10 protein-coding genes are annotated in these 20,567 nt (G+C 62.5%); 7 read left to right on the forward strand and 3 right to left on the reverse strand.

The window, feature by feature from the left end:
- Positions 1–20: 20 nt before the first annotated feature.
- From MET49242_RS03120 to MET49242_RS03130, 3 genes are read right to left on the reverse strand one after another with little or no spacing between them, the layout of a single operon-like run.
- Positions 21–3,362 carry a DEAD/DEAH box helicase gene (locus tag MET49242_RS03120; protein ID WP_036280595.1) on the reverse strand — a complete coding sequence of 1,114 codons (3,342 nt, stop codon included), beginning with the start codon at positions 3,360–3,362 and terminating at the stop codon, positions 21–23.
- Between the two features lie 14 nt (positions 3,363–3,376).
- Positions 3,377–6,769, reverse strand: a complete 3,393-nt coding sequence (locus MET49242_RS03125; protein ID WP_036280598.1) for an exodeoxyribonuclease V subunit beta — start codon at positions 6,767–6,769, stop codon at positions 3,377–3,379.
- Positions 6,766–9,420, reverse strand: a complete 2,655-nt coding sequence (locus MET49242_RS03130; protein ID WP_036280600.1) for a PD-(D/E)XK nuclease family protein — start codon at positions 9,418–9,420, stop codon at positions 6,766–6,768. The genes MET49242_RS03125 and MET49242_RS03130 overlap by 4 nt, the downstream gene beginning before the upstream one ends.
- A gap of 293 nt (positions 9,421–9,713) precedes the next feature.
- Here MET49242_RS03130 and MET49242_RS03135 point away from each other — a divergent pair, with 293 nt between their 5' ends.
- The 7 genes from MET49242_RS03135 to pglX are packed head-to-tail and all read left to right on the forward strand — an operon-like array spanning position 9,714 to position 20,565.
- On the forward strand, positions 9,714–10,637 hold the full coding sequence (locus tag MET49242_RS03135; RefSeq protein ID WP_036280602.1) for a YafY family protein: 924 nt from the start codon (positions 9,714–9,716) through the stop codon (positions 10,635–10,637).
- Positions 10,637–11,257, forward strand: coding sequence for a DUF1819 family protein (locus MET49242_RS03140; protein ID WP_036280604.1), 621 nt, complete (start codon positions 10,637–10,639; stop codon positions 11,255–11,257). The genes MET49242_RS03135 and MET49242_RS03140 overlap by 1 nt, the downstream gene beginning before the upstream one ends.
- Positions 11,257–11,868: a DUF1788 domain-containing protein gene (locus tag MET49242_RS03145; RefSeq protein WP_036280606.1), complete on the forward strand. Its 612-nt coding sequence runs from the start codon at positions 11,257–11,259 to the stop codon at positions 11,866–11,868. Before MET49242_RS03140 ends, MET49242_RS03145 begins: the two co-directional genes overlap by 1 nt.
- A gap of 6 nt (positions 11,869–11,874) precedes the next feature.
- Positions 11,875–15,411, forward strand: a complete 3,537-nt coding sequence (gene brxC / locus MET49242_RS03150; protein WP_036280608.1) for a BREX system P-loop protein BrxC — start codon at positions 11,875–11,877, stop codon at positions 15,409–15,411.
- Positions 15,408–16,580 (forward strand): ATP/GTP-binding protein, encoded by a 1,173-nt coding sequence (locus MET49242_RS03155; protein WP_036280610.1) that lies wholly within the window; start codon positions 15,408–15,410, stop codon positions 16,578–16,580. The genes brxC and MET49242_RS03155 overlap by 4 nt, the downstream gene beginning before the upstream one ends.
- Entirely contained in the window at positions 16,577–17,077 is a 501-nt protein-coding gene (locus MET49242_RS03160) for a hypothetical protein (protein WP_036280613.1), read from the forward strand. The genes MET49242_RS03155 and MET49242_RS03160 overlap by 4 nt, the downstream gene beginning before the upstream one ends.
- Positions 17,077–20,565, forward strand: coding sequence for a BREX-1 system adenine-specific DNA-methyltransferase PglX (pglX, locus tag MET49242_RS03165; RefSeq protein ID WP_036280615.1), 3,489 nt, complete (start codon positions 17,077–17,079; stop codon positions 20,563–20,565). The genes MET49242_RS03160 and pglX overlap by 1 nt, the downstream gene beginning before the upstream one ends.
- Positions 20,566–20,567: the final 2 nt, after the last annotated feature.

Consider the following 20,567-nt stretch of genomic DNA (forward strand, 5'->3'; position numbering starts at 1 on the left):
GCGAGGCGGCCCTATGACGGTTATGCGCTGCCCATGACCCGCAATTTCATCGCGCGGGTCTCCAGGAGATAGGTCTCGACTCCGGCGAGCAAATGCAGCCCTTCCTCGGTGATCACCGCCCGCGACAGGCCGGGCTGAATGATGCGGACGTCAAATTCGTAGCGATAGTCCTGCCAACTCGCTTTCAGCCGCTTGAGGAACGCGGCGTTCCCATGTTCGAAGCGAGAGCTTTGCCCCTTGTCGAGGCGCAGCTTCTCGCGCCTGAGCATATGCGTGAACATGCGGCTGGGGCGGTCGCGCCAGCGGGCGGATTTTTGGGCCTGCCCGCACACTTCGTAGAGATCTTTCACGCGGGCCCCGGGTGTGTCGGCGCTCGAAAACTTGCAATGATGGAGCGTGACCTGGACAAGGCCCTCGGTGACGCGGAGCGTCACCACATCGGCAATCTCGCCAGCTCCATCGTCGTCGAAAATCAGATCGTAGGCGTCCCCGTCGGCGAGCAAGGTCTCGATGACCCGCCGCTGGACGGAATCTGCACGTTTTTCCGATCCTTGCGACTCTGTTCGGATATCTGTTCCCGACCAGTCCCAAACCTCGATCCGATCTGAAGGATAAGGCTCGACCTGAACACCATCGGGCAGGGCATAGAGATGACTGTAGATCAGGAGAGAGCCGTCTCCGAAATCAATCTGCGGGGAGTCTTCGCCAAAGGATTCCGACAGCGTCTTCACCTTGCCGCTGAACTTGATCGTAGCCTTCGGCCCTGATCGTTGCGGATAGCGGGCGCCGCCTTCCGCGAACACGATTTCGAACTCGGCGATCTGGGTATCGCTGCGCACCGCGAAGCGCAGCGGCCCGGTGCGTTCGTGGTCCACAAGCTCGATGTCGCATTCCGCGAACGGTGCGGCGATGTCGTCGAAGCTGATCTCGATCCGGTCCTCGATCTGTATCAGCACAGATTCCGGCCAGTGAATTGCTACGGGTGGAACGCTCGGCCGATTATTGATCTGGCGGGGGCGCATGGCGCTCTTGAAGACGCCATCGGTGGTGATGCCCGGATCGTTGACGGCTGTGCCGATGTCGCCGCACCACTCGACCCAGTCGGTAAGGTCGCGAACCGGGGAGATCGACCAGAACTTCCCTTTGGCCGAGCAGCCGCGCGAGGCCGGCACGCCATCGAGGAAGCCGGTCGCAAAGACGTTGTTCTTGATACGGGATTGCGATTTCGCGGTGTCCAACCCGTCGGCGACGTCCACGCCCATATACATCGAATAGCGCACGCCACGGCCCTGATGGTGTGTGAGCCCGAGGTTGCGAAGGATGAGGCGATTGAAGCCATGAAGACTGCGAAAAACTTCCTCGCCTTCGACGCGCCGTGTCGTGTCACCGCAGACAGCCTTGGCCAGCCGATCATAGGGGCCTTTGGCCGAGCTGCTGATATAGAGGAGCTTCTTGTCGGGATCCCAGTGCATCATATGCAGGTCCCAGACGACGTTGGTGGCGTGCTGTGCGGTCGTCCAGCCCGCCTGCTCCTCCGAACGGGTGACGAAGATGGCCATGCGCTGATGCGGGTTGACCTTCATGCCGAGATAGACGCCGGGGTTATACAGGTCTTCGGCGCGAAGCGGCTCCCAGGCATCGCAAGCCGTGCGATAGACCACGGCATTCATCTTCGGCTCGAGCGTCTGCAAGGGAATGTCGCTGAGATCGCCGACAAAGCCCTTGAACATCTCGGCGCGCCGAACCTGCCGGTCGATTTTGGCTGTGCTGAGAGCCTCGACCAGAGCGTTCCAGTCGGCGTCTTCGGCATAGAGTTTGGCGAGCGACCGATCGATGTCGTCCACGCCGGTGTTGGCGATGACGGTCGCGTCGCCCAAGCGCGGATCCTGCCGGGTGAAGCGGCCGACGAACTGGATAGTGACGGCGATGCTTTTGTGCGGATCATGCAGACCCGCGATCTTCAGTTCCGGGAGATCGAAGCCTTCGCCCAGCATGTCGACGCACACGATGATCCGGCTCTCGAAACGCCGCAGCGCGGCAAGATTCGCGCGGCGCTCGCGGATCGACTGCTGGCTATGGACGATGACCGGGTGGAACTCGGGGAATATCGTGCTATAGAGCTGGTGGAGATCCTTGGCCCGCTCGATCGTCTGGCAACGCGCCATGGCGAGATGATTGAGGCCGGCTTCCAGATCGGCCTGGAGGACTTCGCCGAGCTTCTCGGCGATCGCAAGGTCTGCATCGGGCTGATCGAGCCCGAACACCGCCTCGAACCGGATCGGCTTGAAATAGCCCTCGGCCTGCGCCTTCTTGAGCGGGTAGGTATAGATGAACTCGCCATCGACGCGCCGGCCGTCCTCACGGAAGGGGGTGGCGGTGAACTGGACGATCGGAAGCGGCGGGTCCCGGTCGATGAAGAGGCCGCGAAATCGCGACCAGGTCGGCGCGCCGATATGGTGCGCCTCGTCGATGAACAACGCCGATGCACGGGCCGCCATCCGTTCCTGAACCGGGGCGTCCGCCCGGCCAGCGATCTGCATCGTGCTGACGACGACATTGGCGCTGTCGAAGATTTCATCGACTTCGGCCTGGCTGGTCGGGATATGCGAGAGCCGCATGACCATAGGGAAGGCTGCGGTCTCATCAAGGCATTTCTGCTGTTTCAGGACGCCGAAGGTCTCGAATTTGCCCGCGATCTGCTCGCGTAGCGCGTCGGTAGGCACCACCACCAGCAGTCGCTCGAACCGCTGGTTGGCATTGAGCGCCAGCATTGTCTCGGTCTTGCCCGTGCCCGTTGGCATGACGATGGTGGCCGGATCCGTCGATCGCGTCGCGTGGGCAAGCGCGGCATGAAGCGCGCCGATCTGTGGACGCCGCAAGCCAGGCTGCTCCGGCCGGCCGTCCGCCCCAGCTCGTCCCTCGCGCAGATGAATCGCGTCGATCCAGGAAGCGGAGACAGCCTTCAGGCGCTCGGCACGCGCGGAACGATCCAGCGTGTCGATGCAGGTCGGCGGTGCATTCATCCACCGGCCTTCACCCAGTTCGAGCGCTTCGGCGATCCGTTTCGGCTCCGTTGCGCCGGGCACAAGGAGAATGAGATCGGCTTCCAATGGCGTCGCCGTCTTCGCACTGATGATCTTCAGAATCTCGCCGGATTCCAGGGTCGTCTCGTAACCATTGACGCGGCGGATGGCGAAGGGGCGCAGCCGGCAACCCACCCACCGCGCCGGAACCGCCAACTGGCGCACGGGGCTTCCCAGCACCTTGCCGTCAATGGCAAGCCGAGCCGGCAGCAGGAGTTCGACCTCGGGGTTGAAGAGATCGTCCTGGTTGGAGCCGGTGGGTCGCTTGCGGGAGGCCATCGTGTCTCCCTCCGTCAGGCCGCCACCGTCTGCGGCGAGGGCGAGACGGCAATCACCATTCCCCTCGTCATCAGAACGATGAGTCCGCGCTCGGCGCCGGTCATGTCGAGATAGGCGCTGACCTGAGCCCGATAGTGGTCGAGCGTCTGAGCCTCGGGATTCACGTCGCTCTTCCAGTCGACGACCACGACCGGCCGGCCATCCTCGCCAACAGTCAGGGCGTCGGCGATCCCGGCCGTTGCGGTTTCCACGCCATCGGACGACTGTGCGGCATAGACGGGAAACTCGGCCAAAAGACCCGGCCGCAGGGCTGCGATGTCGGGCAGGGCCAGTGTCCGAACGACACAGGCCGCCAGTTCTTCCGCCGACAGTCCCGTCGCCGGGTCGGCGACCGGAGCCTGGCCGAGGGCGCGGATGAGGTCCGCCGCCCGTTCTGTCAAGGCGGCTTCCGCCTCTGCGGTTTCGCCGGTCAGCACCTCTTCCATAAGCTTGTGGAGGATCAGTCCGCGCTCCCGGCCGCCCTGCACGAGGGCGGCGGCTTCCAGCTCGGGACGCTGGTCGTCGGCCGACCCCGTCCAGAGCGCGGCTTCTTCTTCCCGCAGCACGGTCCCAGCGGCGTTTTCGTCGCGGCTGGGCGCAAGCCAGGTCAGCCGCGTCTGTGCGGCGGCGATGGTTTCGGCTTCGGCAGCGAAGCTCGCGCGCGTCTGGGTATTGTCCTCGCCCGCACTTGCGGCCGTGCGGCCGGCAGGCAGGCGGGAGACGTCCAGGCCGGGCAGGTCGGCGAGCGACAGATCGACGAGACCGATCCAGGCCGATTTCGACGGTGTGGTGTCGAGCCGGGGCAGGACGAGAAGTTCGCGGGCGCGGGTGGCCGCGACATACCAGAGCCGGATGCGTTCGCGGTCCAGCTCTTCCTTTTCCGCCTGGCGGGCGGTTTCATAGCCCTCCGGCGTGACGCCCAGAACCGGGCAATAGAACGTCTCGGTCTGGCGGTCGATGACGGCGCTTTCGGCAGCAATGACGCCAGTCATGGTGTTGACCGGAATGACGATCGGCCATTCCAGGCCCTTGGCCGCGTGCATCGTGAAGAGCGCGACCGCTTCCTCCTGGGCGTCGGGCCGGCCCTCGACGGCGCGCGCCTCATCGGACCATGCCGATGTCATCGCCTCGGCGAAGGCGCGCAGGCCGCGCACGGCGTAGCCGGTCGACAGGCTGAGATAGAGATCGACATTGGCGAGCGCGCGCTCGGCCTGGCCGCGATGGCGCTCAAGGAGGAGCGGGCGGACGCGCATCACGTCCACGGCCTGCGAGAGCAGTGCGTGCGCGGTCGTGCTGTTGCCGCGCCGAGAGAGCGATTGCAGCCGCTCGATGACCTCGCGCGTGAGCGGGTGAGCGATGACGGCCGGGTCGATGCCGAGATCCAGGCGCGGAATCCGATCCGGCTGTTTCTCCGAGCGCGGAAGCCCCCAGATGATGTCCAGCAGGTCTTCCTCCGTGAGGCCGACCAGAGGCCCGCGCAGCAGCGCGCCGAGCGCCAGCGTGTCGCGGCGATCGGCCAGGACGCGGGTCAGCGCGATGAGGTCTTGGATTTCCTGGCGGCGGAACAGCCCCTTGCCGGCCTGGGTCGCCACTGGGATGCCGCGGCGCTCTAGGGCTTCCTCATAGCGCCACAGCTCCGCGCCGGTCGGCGCCAGCAAGGCGATGTCGCCCGGTTGGCAGGCACGTTCCGCGCCGCTGCGACGGTCGATGATCGGGTGGTTTTCGATCAGCCGGGCGCACAGCTCGGCGATGGCCTCGGCTTCGGCGTCGCGCTGCTGTTCGGCGGTGGCCTTGCCGTTTTCGTCGGCCACGGCGATGTCGAGGGCCGCCACGCACGGGCCGCCCCGGTCGTCATGGAACGGGTCGAGCGCAGTGAAGCCCGGCTGCCCATCGGCCGAGAGCACGGCCTCGAAGCGCTCGTTGACGAATGTGAGGATGGAGGCGCAGGAGCGGAAATTGGTGGAGATCGACAGGAGGCTGCCGGGAGCTTGGGCGCGGAAGGCGTCCCTCGCCTGCACATAGGTGCCGACATCGGCGCCGCGGAAGCGATAGATCGCCTGCTTGGGGTCGCCGACCAGGAAGAGCGCGCCCGGCCGGATGCGGAACCGGGTCCAGTCGTCATCGCCATCGACCGGCTCGCCGCACAGCCGCCAGAAGATCTCGGTTTGCTGGGGATCGGTGTCCTGGAACTCGTCGACGAGGACATGGACGAAACGCTGCCCCAGCGCCCGGCGCACGGCATCATAGTCGCGCAGCAAGTCGCGCGCGGCGAAAATCAGATCGTCGAAATCGAGCTGGGCGCTAGCGCGCTTGTGGTCGCGATAGCGTTGTAGGATCGGACGCGCTTCGTCGATCAGCGCCGCCAGGGCATGGCCGGCGGCGGCCTGCGCAAGCGCGGCCCAGGCGTCGCAGCAGGCGGTGTAGTGGGTCTCGGCGGCGTCGTTCAGCCGATCGCCGTCGGCCTTGGAGAGACCCGCCTGCTTGGCCGCGGCGGCCCATTTGCCCTTCCTGCGGTAGGAGGCGAAGGCGCCCGCCTTGGTGCAAAGATCCGGGTGGGGCCGCGAGGTCAGGAGGTGGACGAGGCCCGCAGGCGTTGCGGGATCGGGACCGTTCGCCAAGGCGGTCGCCATCTCGGCCAGCCGCTCGACGATCGTCACCGTTTCCGGCTCGGCCGCCGCCGCGCCATCCATGAAGCCTGCGAAATCCGCAGCGGCCTGCCGGAACGCCGTCAGGTGGCCGACCAGCGGAGAGACGGGCGGGGCCGAGAGCGTAGGGCGGCGGCGCAGATTCTCGGCGATCTTATGGATGAGCGCTACGGTCTCACCGGGGCTGTGCAGCACCATCTCTGCCAGGATGCCGCCCTGGCCGCCGGACAGGCGTTCGCGCAGCCAGCCATCGACAATCTCGAGGAAGGTGAGATCGGCTTGGTTGCGATCCATGACACCGGCGCCGGGATCGATGTCGGCCTCCGCCGGATAGGGCTTGATGAGGCGCTGGCAGAAGCCGTGGATGGTCGAGCAGGTGATTTCGTCGATCGCCGCGCTGGCGGCGGCGAGATTGTCGCGATGGGCCTGGGTCAGCCCATCGGGGAGCGCCACGCGCAGTTCGGTCGCGATCGTGCCGGCCGAGAGGTCGGCGACGAACTCGCGGACACGCGACAGCAGCTCGCTCGCGGCGAGTTCGGTGAAAGTGACGGCGGCGATGGAGCGCGGCGCAACGCCTTCGGCCAGCATGGCGGCGATGCGGCCGGCCATGACGGCGGTCTTGCCCGAACCCGCGCCGGCCTCGACCAGGATCGAACGATCATGGAGGCTGATCGCATCGCGGCGTGCGCCGTCGTCCTTCAGCACCTTGGACACGCTCATCATTCCGCCTCCCAGACCTGACCGACTTCGCCAAGCCGCTCCGCCGCGGCTGGCATTTTGCGTTTGCAATAGGTGGCGCTGGCGTTGGCCGGCAGGGCGAAGGCGAGGTCGTCGTAATCGCCGCCGGTATCCGGGCCAGGCAGGGCCGCGCCGCCGGCGAGACTCGCCCTTGCCGCGCGCAGATAACCCGTGATCTCCGACAGCACGGCCTCGGGATCGTCGAGCTGAAGATCGACGGGCTCACGCGGGTAGAGCAGCGAGGCGCTGATGGCGACGTCGTCGCCGAGGAGCGCCTTCACCGCGAAGGCGTAGAGGCAGCGCTGAAGCTCGCGTCCGCCGTTCAGCCGGACATCGCCCCGCGGCGGGCGGCCGGTCTTGTAGTCGCGCACAAGCGCGCGCTTGCCGTCGCCCGAGATGTCGAGCCGGTCGATATAGCCGGCGATGTTGAAGCCCGTGTCGGGAATTGTGACCGGCGTGCTCGCATCCCAAGGCGTTTCCGCGTCGGATTTCGGTTCCGAGCCGCCGAAAGGTACCTCTCCGTAGGAGCGTGCTCCCGGCAGAAGGTCATCGCCATAGGACAGGGCGCGGCCCGCCATCACGCGAGCGTCGTCGAGGGTGCGCCCCCAGATGACGGCCGGCGGAACCGGACGCTCGCTTTCCCAATCGGCGGCGACGGCCTGCGCGGCCTGCGCCACCGCCGCTTCGATGGCCTCCATGTCGGCGGACACAAGGCCGCCTCCGGTTTCGAGTTCGCGCAAAGCGCGGTCGAGAACCATGTGGACGAGATCGCCGATCCCGAGCGCGTCGAGCACGAGCGGTTCGGCGCTGCTCTGCGGTTCACGCCATCCGAACGCATAGACCCACACGAAGCTGAGCGGATTGCGCAGCAGGCGGCGCAAAGAGCTGGCCGATTGGGTGCGGCTGAGGATGGCGAGAACGAGCGGATGATCCGCCCGCACGAGCCCGTCATGGGGCGTGATCTCGGCCTTCCGCCAGTCGCGCCAGCAGCCCTGCGCACCGACCGCTTGCGGATCGGCGGCGAACTCCTGGGGCCGGGCCATGAGGCGGTCGGTCTCGCTGCAGGCATGCCGCGGCGTCGCATTGCGGCGCAGATAGGTTTCGCCGCCCATTCCGGCGAGTAAGGGACTGCGTCCCAGGAGACGCCCATCGCTGTCGCGCCGAGCGCGCGAGAGAACGACGGTATCGGCCGTCGTGGCGAGGATTGTCTCGAAATCGCGGCGGTCGGCGAGATTGACCGGCAGCGGGTCGAGCACCGGGGTCGGGATGATATGGTCCGGGATCAGCCGGTCCTCGGCGATCCCGCGCGGCCAGCGCGAGGAATTGAGTCCGAGGAGCCGCACGAAGCGGCGGGGCGACGCGGCGAGCGCGCTGGCCGGCATCCAGGCGACGCAGACGCAGGCTTCCAGTCCGTCGTCCTGCTTCAGGGTTTCCAGCGTCGCGTCGAGCGAGGCGGCGGGGCCGGCGAGCAGCGCCTTACGCCAGATCGCGAGCGCGCGGCCTTTGAGGAAGGCTTCTCCGATCTCGCCGGCGGCATCCGGTCCTTTCGCCAGAGTCGCGACCGCTGTCCGCAGCGCCGAAACATGGTCGGCGCCGTCGGGCCAGTCTTCCGCCATCAACCGGGCCAGCAGGCGGTTCCAGGTGCCCAGCGTTGAGAGCGGCGCATCGGTCGGCAGGACCCGGAGCCAGCCTTCGGGTAGGGTCTCGAAAGGCCCGCTGTCCCGGCAGAGCGCCGCGAGGCGCCGCAGCCGCGACTGCGACAGGCCGCGGACCACGATGTCGGCCAGCGCCGCGGCCGCCTGGCCCTCGCGGGTAGTGACGGTGCGGACGCCGTGGACGAAGTGCAGGTCGATGTTGGCGTCGGCGCGCAGGGCCAGGAAATGATCGTCATAGTCGGCGGGCGAGGCGGTCGCGATGGCAATCTCCGAAGGGGAGACGCCCGTGGCGAGCAGGCTGCGCGCCCAGCGCATTGCCTCGACGGCCTCATGATAGGCCGTCGCCGCGCTGACAGCGCTGATCCGTGGCGTTTGCGCCGGTGCGCGCGCGACCGTGACACCAGTGCCGTCCAGCCATGCGGGTATGCTCCTCGGGCCGGCTGTCCATTGCACGGGGATATGGGCGGTGAGGGCCTGGAGCAGCGGCCGCCAGCAGGGCGAAAGTTCGGTAAGGCCGACGATCTCCATCGGGCCGAGGACCGCCGGCGCATGAGCGATGCGTGCGGTCGCCGCAGCGACGATGTCGAGAGGACGCATCGTGCCGGGTGGAAGCTGGTCGAGGACGGCCGCTTCGAGGCGTGAGATGGCAGCGAGACGCGGATGGTCGGCAGCGCGTGCGGCAAGATCGATGCCCGCGCGCCAGGCTTTGTGGAGCGTGTCGGCCGCTGCGTCGATCATGCCGGGGAGAGCCTTTATGCTCTCCAGCTCACCCATCGGCGTTGTCGGCAGGGCCATCTGGATGGCCGCGCGCAAGCTCTCGTCGTCGATAGGGCGGACGAACCCGCCGGCCAGCCGGACGGCTGCCTGTTCGAACGACATGATCTGGAGGCCGTGACGACCGCCACGGCCCGCCGTCAGCCGGCTCTCGCGCATGGCGAGGCGGCCGTGAACGACCAACGTGGAACGATGCGCTATGGTCATGGTCGCCCTCCTTCCGGGTGCTACTTCCGATTCGGTCGCTGGGTTAGCGCCGTCGCGGCGGCCGTCTACGCAGCCTTGCTGCTCTTGGGGTCGCGCAAAATCTTCGAGGCAGCGGGGGCTGCTCGCTGGCTGGTGACTTCGCCTTTCGAGACGCGTCTCGGCATCTCGCACCTCCCAATCCGAGCGCTGATCACCATTGACGAGCGCCTATGATGGGGATAGTAATTAAACGGGTCGTGCCGATATGTCCATATAGTTTCTATCCTCATTGGCGCGCGGAGAGATCGAAGGCGATGCGACCGGCCGCTGCGACGTTGAAATGGGGGGTGGAGCGCCGGCTCGAGTTCATCGAGTTCCGGCTGTTTTGGGAGGGCGGGGTCAACCGCGCCGACATCATCGAGATGTTCGATGTATCTGTTCCCCAGGCGTCGAAGGACCTGACGCTATATCAGGAGCGGGCGCCCCAGAACGCGATCTACGACAAAAGCGCTAAACGGTATGTCGCGGGGCCGCAGTTCTCGCCGATTTTCCTTAAGCCGGACCCAGACGGGTATCTGTCACGTCTACGATCTCTGGCGGAAGGCCTTGCTGATCCCAGCGACTCCTGGATCGCGAACCCGCCTGAGACCGACATCGCGCTGACGCCGCGCCGCAAGGTGGAAGCAGATGTGTTGAAGGCGGTTCTCCAGGCGGTCCGCGAAAACCGTTCGCTTGAGGTCTACTATCAGTCGATGGGGAGCAGGCGAACCGATCCAATGTGGCGGCGTATCACGCCGCATGCCTTCGGCTACGATGGCTTCCGTTGGCATGTTCGCGGCTATTGCCATATCGACGAGAAATTCAAGGATTTCCTGCTTCCGCGGATTCTCGGCGTGCGCCACATGGACGTGCCTGGGCCAGGTGGTGATCAGGATGCCTTGTGGAAAAAGACATTCGACATTGAGATCGGCCCGCATCCGGGGCTGACCCCCAGTCAACGCGCAGTGGTCGCGAAGGACTATGGGATGACGAATGAGCGTGCCGTCCTCTCGGTTCGCTACGCCATGCTTTTTTACGTAATCAAGCGGCTGGGTCTCTTGGGGGACGCAAGCCAGCAGAGCCCGCGCGCCCAACATATAGTCGCGCTCAATCCCAATGAAACAGAGCGGGCGTTGCGACGCGCGGATTTCGAGTTCGGCGAGGTCGAGCAGACTCCAAAGAAGGTCGGAGAGGCTTGATGGAGCGTCTGCGGGAACAGCCGTATCTGATGTCCTTTGGGACCGGCGGTCTCTATATCAACGAAAGCGTGGCCATTGCCCGCCTGCATGCAGCCGGCGGCGATTGGGAAGCGACAGTGATCGGGGCCCAAGAGAGGGGGACGTTTCCTGTTCGCAAGGCTAGTTCGGCGCGCCGGTCCATTCGGGAGATCGTAAACCGCCTGAAGCGACTGTCTGCCGATGAACTAGCGCTGCTCATTGAAGGCGAGCGGAGCGAACAGGCAGCACTTCTATGGCTCGCGGCCTGCCGAGCCTACCGGTTCATCGCCGAGTTTGCCGTCGAGGTGCTCGGCGACAGGTTCCTATCGCTTCGCACGACCCTCACTTACAACGATTTCGACGCCTTTCTGTCCGCGAAGGAGGAGTGGTCGCCGAAGCTCGCGGAGCTAACGGTCTCTACGCGCGCCAAGCTTCGCGCGGTTCTGTTTCGCCTGATGCGCGAAGCCGAGATCCTGTCGCAGGACAACCAGATCCTCGGGGCGATGTTGTCGCCGCGCGTTCTGGCTGTCATCCAGGCCGGAAACCTCGATGAACTCGGATACTTCCCGGGTGCCGAACGGCTGGTGGGGAGGAAGGGTTAATGGCGCGGCTGAGCAAGACGGCAACCGCCAAGGACCGCTTCGACCACCTTCTCAGGGTGATCGCGAGCGACAGATTCCTGAAGAAGAAGGGCCTCGGCAATGAAGTGCCGTTCTTCATCTGCCCCTATCCGGCCGAGGAAGCGGTCGGAATGGAGGCGCAGCGCGCGAGCCTCGTGAAGCAACTCGAGAATCGTGGCGTGCGCGTGGTCGAGATCAACCTCTATGACCTTAGCATCTCCCTGCTGCACGATCGCGGCATCTGGGATGACGTTCTCGCAGCGGAGGCAGGTATCGGAAAGGACGAGCTCAAAGAGCTTCTGCAAGGGGTTCTGGATCCGGAAACTCATCTTATTCCGGAAATTGGCGCCCTTCTTTCGCAGCGGGAGTTCGATGTCCTGTTCTTGTCGGGTGTCGGTGAGGTCTATCCCTATATCCGATCCCACAATGTGTTGAATAACCTCCAGAGCACCGCCAAGGAAAAGCCAACGGTAATGTTCTTCCCCGGCAAATATACACAAAGCCTAGACACCGGCGCGTCACTTGATTTGTTCGGAGTCCTGCACGACGACAAATACTACCGGGCATTTGACATAATACACTATGAGATCTGAGGGGGCATGACCACACTTCGCGACATCTTCGAAAAGCCCGTCGATCGTGCGATCGAAGGGGTCATCAAGGCCGATGACGAAGCCAGCCTCAGAGTTGAACTTGAGGAGTATGTCATCACGAATGAGATCGAGCGCCAGCTCGAAAAATTCCTTGATGCATACAACAACTATGGCACGGCCAACGGGGTCTGGATCTCGGGCTTCTTTGGCTCGGGCAAATCGCATCTGCTGAAAATGCTTGCGCTCCTTCTGGAGAACCGGGACATCGGCGGAAGCCCGGCCTATGAGGTTTTCAAACAGAAATGCGCGCATAATGAGATTCTCTCGGCCGACCTGCGCAAGGCCGTGTCGATCCCGTCGAGGAGCATCCTGTTCAATATAGACCAGAAGGCCGACGTCATCTCTAAGGGGCAAACCGACGCGCTGCTTTCCGTATTCCAGAAAGTCTTCGACGAAATGGGCGGCTACTACGGCAAGCAGCCGCACATCGCGCAGTTCGAGCGCGATCTGGACAGTCGCGGGGTGCTCGAGACGTTCAGAGAGGCGTATCGGTCTGTCGCCGGGAACCCCTGGGAGCGCGGACGCGAGCAGGCATTGCTGGAGAACGCGAATGTTGCCAAGGCCTATGCCCAAGCCACTGGCGCCAATCCCTCCGAGGGCGAAGGCATCCTGACCCGGTATCGACAGGATTTCCGGTCGTCGATCGAGGACTTCGCCGAGAAGGTGATGGCTTACATCGAAACGCAGAAGCCGGGCTTCCGGCTGAACTTCTTCGTCGATGAGGTGGGTCAGTACATCGCCGACAACGTCAAGCTCATGACGAACCTCCAGACGATCGCGGAGAGTTTGAACACCAAGTGCCGCGGTCGGGCCTGGATCATCGTCACGGCGCAGCAGGATATGGCGTCGGTCATCGGCGATATGAATCAGCGGCAGGAGAACGACTTCTCCAAGATTCAGGCGCGCTTTGCCAATCGAATGCCGCTTAACAGCGCCGATGTCGCCGAGGTGATCCAGAAGCGGCTGCTCAAAAAGACAGAGTCCGGCATTAGCAGCTTGTCCGACCTCTACCACCGCGAGTCGAACAACCTGAAGACGCTATTTGACTTCACGGATGGTTCGATCCGGCTGGAGAACTTCCGCGACCGCGATCATTTTATTCACAGCTATCCCTTTGTTCCCTACCAGTATCCGCTTTTCCAGTTGGCGATTCAGAACCTGTCCCAGCACAACGCTTTCGAGGGAAAGCACAGTTCGGTCGGTGAACGGTCCATGCTGGGCGTTTTCCAGGAAGTCGCGGTGCGGCTCGCGGAGCTGCCGGTTGGCGGGCTTGCGACCTTCGATCAGATGTTTGAGGGCATCCGCACCGCGCTCAAATCGAATGTCCAGCAATCAATCCTGATTGCGGAAAAGAACCTGGGCGACGACTTCGCCACACGGATTCTGAAGGCGCTGTTTCTGGTCAAATACGTCAAAGGCTTCAAGCCCACGGCCCGCAATGTCGCCGTCCTGATGCTCGACAGATTCGACACGGACCTGACGAAGCATAAGCGGCGGGTTGATGAGGCGCTGAGTCTGCTTGAGCAGAACACCTACATCCAGCGCAATGGCAAGCTGTTCGAATTCCTGACCGATGAGGAGAAGGATGTCGAACAGGAAATCAAGGCGATTGAAATCGACACGGCGGAGATCGCCAAGGAGCTGGAGGCGCTGATCTTCGATGGCGTCGTGAAGAGTCGCAAGCTCCGGCACGAGGCGTCCTCGCAGGACTATGCCTTTGCGCGCTACCTGGATGACCGGCTGCTCGGCCGCGACTACGAACTGGCGATCAATGTCATCACGCCATTTCACGAGCAGAGCGGCAACGCTGAAGCGACCGCCATGCGCACCATGTCGAGAGACGAACTCGCCATCGTCCTCAATGCCGACAACCGCTTCGTCAGCGACCTGATGACGTTCAAGCGGACGGACAAGTATGTCCGTCAGGCGCGCTCCATGACGCAGCAGCCGAGCATCGAGCGTATCGTCCGCGAGAAGGGCGAGCAGAACAACAGCCGGCAGCGCGATCTGACCCTGAAGGCCCGCACCCTGGTGGTCGATGCCCGGCTTTTCGTGCGCGGGGAGGAAATCGAGGTTCGCTCCGAGGACGCTCAGGCCCGGGTCGAGCGTGCGTTCCAGACCCTTGTCGACAAGGTCCATGTCAATCTCGGCATGCTGCGCGGTGCTGCCTATTCCGAAAGCGAGATCGGCCGGTTCCTCACGCACGGCAGCGACCGCATGTTCGGCGAGGATGGCGCCAATCTCACCGAGGCCGAGCAGGAGATTCTCAACTTCGCGCAGTCAAACGCGCGCAACGGCATCAGAACGACGGTGAAGGCCGTCGTCGAGCGGTTCGAGTGCAAGCCCTATGGCTGGTCCTACGCTGCCATCCTTTGCACCGCGGCCAGCCTGCTTGGTCGCGGCAAGATCGAAGCGCGCTCGGACGGCGGCCCCTTGGAGGGCGATGCCTTGCTGCGGGGGCTCCAGAACGCCCACGCTCTCGGCAACATCGTGCTCGAATTGCAAGTGGAGTTCACGCCGGCGCAGACGCGCAAGCTGAAGGAATTCTTCCGCGAATTTTTCGACGAGCAGCCGGCCGGCGCCGAGGGTAAAGCGCTCGGAATTGAAACGGCTGAGGCCTTCGCCAAGGTCAAGAAGGAACTCGCGGACCTGGAAGGGCAATCGTCGCGCTACCCCTTTCTGTCCGCGCTGGGCCAGATCCAGAACGCGCTCCGCGAGGTTACGGGCAAGCCCTATGCTTGGTATCTTCAGGACCTGGGTCGCCACGAGGATCGGCTGTTCGATCTGAAGGAGGGCATTCTCGACCCGATCCGTCGCTTCATGGGCGGTGGTCAGAAGGCGATCTATGACGAGGCGCGGAGCTATCTGGCCGATCAAAACGCCAATTTCGGATATGGCGGCGAAGATCAGGCCCGTGCCATCCACGAGGTTTTGGACGATCCCAATTGCTTCAAGGGCAACGCCATCCAGCAGATCAAGGGCGCCCTTGATGCCCTGCGCGCGGAAGTTGACAATCGGCTCGTAGCGGAACGCAAGATGGCGATCACCGATATCGAGGAGCTTCGCGCCAAGCTGCGGGCGCTACCCGAATTCGCCTCCTTGGCGGATTCTGACCGCCGGGAAATTGAGGCGGCCTTCTCCACGGTTCTGGACACCATTGAGAACAGCAAGCTGATTGCGGTGATCAGGGAGCGCGTGAGCGGATTTCGGGCGTCCGGCTATCCGACGCTGCTCGGCCGCGTAACGGCGCTACCTCCCGCGAAGAAGGACAGTGAGGACGACAAGCCGGGCGGCTTCAGAGATAGCGCGAGCGGCACACCGGCGGTGCCGACCCAGCCGGAATATGTGGCCGCCAGTGCGCTGCGCGTCACCTACGCCAAGCCGTACCTAGCCGACGAACGGGACATTGACGCCTATCTGGATACTCTGCGCGAGACGCTGATCGCCGAAATCCGCGCGGGCAAGCGGGTGACTGTGGGATGATCGCCGGCGTCGAGATCGAGAATTTCACGGCGTTCGGGAGCCTGCAGCTATCGCTGTCTCCGCGGGTGAACGTCGTCATAGGCTCCAACGGGACCGGCAAAACGCACCTCCTGAAGGCGATCTATGGTCTGGCGCTGGCGGGTCTGCCTCCGTCCGCCGAGCGTTCGGGTAGGGAGGCAGCCGCCGACATATCGAGGAAATTTCTGCGGCTCTTCACGCCCGAGGAAAACAGGATAGGCGCCCTGCGAGCCAGCGGCGCGAAAGCCCCAACGCGGCTCAGCCTCGCGAGCAGCGACGACGCCCGCGTAGCAATCTCGTTTAGCAGCCGTTCCAAGGTCGCGCAGATCAAGGTGGATGCCGGCGGCAGGGGACATGAACTGGTACCTGTGTTCATTCCGACGAAAGAGGTGCTGTCGCTCGTCCGTGGCATGCGCCATCCGGACCATGATCGCGCCACCGTTGAGATGATCTTCGACGACGGCTATATCGACCTCGCCAAACTTCTCGTTCATCCGGGTTTTGAGGACGAGGCTTCAGGCCTTGCCGAGGATCCGAGGCTTTCGAGTGTCATCCGGGAATTGGTAAGCCTCGTCGGTGGGCGGTATCGCTGGACGAGCGAAGGCGCTTTCCGCTTCGAGCCTGGATGCTACGAGGAGAAGGCCGATCCTGCCCGGTCCAAATCGAAGGCAGCGCGGGCCTATCAGGACTCGACAGTCACACGTTTCGTCCCGAAAGCCGGCCAATCGCTTTCGAGCGGGATGACCGCCGAGGGATACAGGAAGATCGGGGTGTTACATCGCCTGCTCTGCAACGGCTCGATCAACCCCGGCGCGACTGGCGTTCTGCTGTGGGATGAGCCAGAGGCAAACCTGAACCCGAAGCTGATGAAGAAGCTCGTTCAGCTTCTTTTGGAGCTATCGCGCAACGGCCAGCAGATCGTCCTCGCGACCCATGACTATGTCCTGCTGAAATGGTTCGATTTGCTCATGGAAAAAGGCAAGGACGATCATGTTCGATTTCACGTACTGGTTAGAGAAGACGACAGCGGGACGATCGCCATTCACTCGACTGATGACTATAACCAACTCGCAAACACTGGAATAGCAAAGACTTTCAGCGATTTGTACGACGCCGAAATTGAGCGCTCCCTAGAAGGAGTCACGCTGTGACAACAGTGCGAGAATTAGATTTGGAGATTACGTTTCTAGAGGCAAAGGCGGTTATTCATTTTGACGATTCAACCTACCATGGCGATAGCACCATGCAGCGGGTCGATTTCATAGCTGAATATGAAGATCGGTCCGTATTTGTCGAAATAAAGGATCCCGATAATCCTGCTGCCCAGAACGTGGCTGCGTTTCAACAAAAACTGAATTCCGGCAAGCTGGTGCAAAGCCTGTCGGGGAAGTTCCGAGACACCCTTTTCTTCCGGTCCATTCAAGGGAAGGACGACCTAAGTGTCGTCTATATTGTGCTGCTTTCAATGAGGAAATTGGAGGCAGCCTTACTGCTAACAAAGCAGGATGAACTGAAGAGATCGATTCCCATACGGCATACGGATTGGGCGCGCGATTGCGCGGCCAGCTGCATCGTCTTGAATGTTGAACAATGGAAAAAGCGGTTCGGTGATCAATCAATCCGGCGGATTAGCGAGGAGGCGGCTTGATGGACACCACGAAACTCAAGAAGTTCGCGCAGTTCGCCCGCCGCGCTCTGATAGGGCAGGTTGGCGCCAAGCTGGACGCTGTGCTCGCGCCGGGCGCCGCCGCGCGGCGCGAGCATCAGGAGGCGATGAAGACGCTCGAGGCGGCCATCGCGCGGGACGGCAAGGGCCAGGTTATCGAGCGGGTGGCCTACATCTGGTTCAATCGCTTTTCGGCTCTGCGCTTCATGGACGTGAACGACCTCAACCCCGTTCGCGTTGTATCGCCCTTGTCCGGTCAATTTCAGCCGGAAATCCTGGCCGAGGCCAAAGCCGGGAACATCGACGAGGACCGCGTCCCCGAGAAGGTTCGCGCCCAGGCCCGTGCCCTGCTGGATGGACGAGCGCCCAGCCCCGATGCACAGGCCGAGGCCTATCGGCTGCTGCTCGTCGCGATCTGCAATGATTGGCATCGGGTCATGCCGTTCCTGTTCGAGCGGATCGACGATTACACCGAACTGCTGTTGCCGGAGGATCTGCTGTCGAATGCCTCGATCGTTGCCCATTTGCGCGAGGCGATGACGCCGGATGTTTGCGAGGATGTCGAGGTCATCGGCTGGCTCTACCAGTTCTATATCTCGGAGAAGAAGGACGAGGTCTTCGCTGGCCTGAAGAAGAATGTGAAGATCACGGCCGAGAACATCCCGGCAGCGACACAGCTCTTCACTCCGCACTGGATCGTGCGGTACCTCGTCGAGAATTCGCTCGGTCGGCTTTGGATGCTGAATCGGCCTAGCTCCCGGCTGAGGGAGCACATGGAGTATTACATCGCGCCGGAAGATCCGGAGGCGGATTTCCCGAGCATCTCGCGCCCTGAGGAGATCAAAGTCTGCGACCCAGCGTGCGGGTCCGGACATATGCTGACCTACGCCTTCGACCTCCTCCACGCGATCTATGAGGAAGAGGGATATGACCCACCTCAGATCCCCGCGTTGATCCTGAAGAACAATCTAACAGGGCTGGAGATCGATGATCGCGCCGGCGCTCTCGCAGCGTTCGCGCTAGCAATGAAAGCAGCAGCAAAACTGGGACGGCGGCGGTTCTTGCGGATGGAGGTGAAGCCCGACATCGTCGTGCTGCAGAACGTCACCTTTACTCCGGCCGAGATGACGGACGTTGCCGCCGTGGTGGGACGTGACCTGTTCACCAACGAGCTTCGCGAAACGCTGGGGCAGTTCGAGCAGGCGAAGAACTTCGGCTCGCTGATCGTGCCGAAGCTGCATGACCCGGCCGAGACGCTGCGGGTGGTCGAGGCGCGGGATTTCGGCTCCGACCTGCTGCTGAAGGAGGTGCAGGACCGTGTCTTGGCCGTGCTGCGCATGGCCGAGGCTTTGTCGCCGAAGTATCACGTGGTGGTTGCCAACCCGCCTTACGCAGGTAGTAAGGGCTTGAACGATCGAATGAACGCTTTTCTCGAAATCAACTTTAGAGATAGCAAATTCGATCTGATGACGGCATTCATGGATCGATCCGCGGCCTTGCTTCGGTCCTCGGGATATTACGGAATGATCAACTTTCCGTCTTGGATGTTCCTGACTTCATTCGAGAAAATGCGAGAGGCGCTTCTGAGAAAGAAAAGGATTCTTTCTCTTGCCCATCTCGGGCGCGGCATGTTTGGTTCGGATTTTGGTTCAGTGGCCTTCGTGGTAGGCAACGCGAAGCCTGTAAACGGTGCCAAGGGTTACTATAGGCGCCTTTTTGAACAACATGTCGACGTCAGGAAGCCCGAAACGATCCGGTCGCTCTACCTTGACAAGGCTTACAATGCTTACTGCCTGGACCAAACAGAGCTCCTGGCCATTCCGGGTTCGCCCATAGCGTACTGGATCAGCTCGGAGCTACGAGCGGCGTTCAAGAGGTCAAAGCTCTTTGATTCAGTTGCGAAGCCGAGAAAAGGTATCACAACTTCTGATAATGAACGCTTTCTTAGGCTGTGGCAGGAAGTGGCGGGGATCAACTTCGCCGGTTCGCATGCATCTGCAAAGTACCCCAAGTGGTATCCTGTTAATAAAGGTGGGCAGTTCCGGCGCTGGTTTGGCAATCGTGAGGTTGTGATCAATTGGAAATCAGATGGGGAGGAAATAAAGGCGTTTGATCGCGCGGTGATAAGAAACCCAGATTTTTACTTCCGCGAAGGTCTAACGTGGAATGACATTACATCTGGTACATTTGCTATGCGGTATTCGCCCGCCGACGCGATGTTTGAAGGAAAGGGGCCAATGGCGTTTGCGGGCGACCGCGATGAAGTGTTCGCCTTTGCTTCTTTCTTCAACACCAAAGTGTGCCGAAGCCTGCTTGCGTTCTTGGCTCCTACTATCAATTTCAATATCGGAGATGTGGCCCGCGTCCCCATCTTGCCGGAGGTAACGCAAAACACGACGACTATCCAAAACGGCAAGCTCTGTATTGACCTCGCCCGTGCCGACTGGGACGCCTACGAAACCTCCTGGGATTTCACCACGCTTCCGATGCTCTCGCCCTATCACCGGGGCAAGACGCTGGAGGGCACCTATGCCCGCCTGCGCGCCCACTGGCAGGGCATGACCGACGAGATGCAGCGGCTGGAGGAAGAGAACAACCGCATCTTCATAGATGCCTACGGCCTGCAGGACGAGCTGACCCCCGAGGTTCCGATCGAGGAAGTCACTCTCACCTGCAATCCCGCCTATCGTTACGGCGTGAAGGGCTCGGAAGACGACCGGGAGACCCGCCTGCTCGCCGACACCATGGCCGAGTTTGTTTCCTATGCTGTGGGCTGCATGTTCGGCCGCTATAGCCTCGACACGCCTGGCCTGATCCTCGCCAATCAAGGGGAGACGCTGGCCGACTACCTGACCCGAGTGCCGAAGCCATCCTTCATGCCGGATGAAGACAACGTTGTCCCCGTGCTCGACGGCGACTGGTTCGCCGATGACGTCACAGAGCGCTTCCGTCGGTTCCTGCGTGTCACCTTCGGCGAGGAGCATTTCCAAGAGAATCTTGCCTTTGTCGAGGAGGCGCTGGGCAAGGATATCCGCAAGTATTTCACGCGCGACTTTTTCAACGATCATGTGAAGCGCTACAAGAAGCGGCCCATCTACTGGCTTTTCTCAAGTCCGAAAGGAACCTTCAACGCGCTGATCTACATGCACCGCTACCGCCCCGACACGGTGAGCGTGGTGCTGAACGATTATCTGCGGGAGTTCCGGTCCAAGCTCGAGGCGCATCGCCGGGCGCAGGAAGCGCTCAGCATCAGCGGGGACGCCTCGCCCGCGCAGAAGACCAAGGCGCTGAAAGAGATCGAGGCGACAGCCCGCCAAATCGAGGAGCTGGATGCCTGGGAGCGAGACGTCCTCTTCCCTTTGGCGACACAGAAGATCGAGATCGACCTCGATGATGGAGTGAAGGTCAATTATCCGAAGTTCGGCGCTGCTGTGAAGCCCATCAAGGGCCTCAACGATTCGGACGATTGAGA

This window comes from Methylocystis sp. ATCC 49242, from assembly GCF_000188155.2.
Taxonomy (GTDB): domain Bacteria; phylum Pseudomonadota; class Alphaproteobacteria; order Rhizobiales; family Beijerinckiaceae; genus Methylocystis.

Bases quoted from the DNA above. Each gene is read 5' to 3' on its own strand.
- MET49242_RS03140 (WP_036280604.1), top strand. From the start codon at position 10,637: ATGGAGCGTCTGCGGGAACAGCCGTATCTGATGTCCTTTGGGACCGGC.
- MET49242_RS03145 (WP_036280606.1), top strand. From the start codon at position 11,257: ATGGCGCGGCTGAGCAAGACGGCAACCGCCAAGGACCGCTTCGACCAC.
- MET49242_RS03130 (WP_036280600.1), bottom strand. From the start codon at position 9,420: ATGACCATAGCGCATCGTTCCACGTTGGTCGTTCACGGCCGCCTCGCC.
- MET49242_RS03125 (WP_036280598.1), bottom strand. From the start codon at position 6,769: ATGATGAGCGTGTCCAAGGTGCTGAAGGACGACGGCGCACGCCGCGAT.
- brxC (WP_036280608.1), top strand. From the start codon at position 11,875: ATGACCACACTTCGCGACATCTTCGAAAAGCCCGTCGATCGTGCGATC.
- MET49242_RS03120 (WP_036280595.1), bottom strand. From the start codon at position 3,362: ATGGCCTCCCGCAAGCGACCCACCGGCTCCAACCAGGACGATCTCTTC.
- MET49242_RS03135 (WP_036280602.1), top strand. From the start codon at position 9,714: ATGCGACCGGCCGCTGCGACGTTGAAATGGGGGGTGGAGCGCCGGCTC.
- pglX (WP_036280615.1), top strand. From the start codon at position 17,077: ATGGACACCACGAAACTCAAGAAGTTCGCGCAGTTCGCCCGCCGCGCT.
- MET49242_RS03155 (WP_036280610.1), top strand. From the start codon at position 15,408: ATGATCGCCGGCGTCGAGATCGAGAATTTCACGGCGTTCGGGAGCCTG.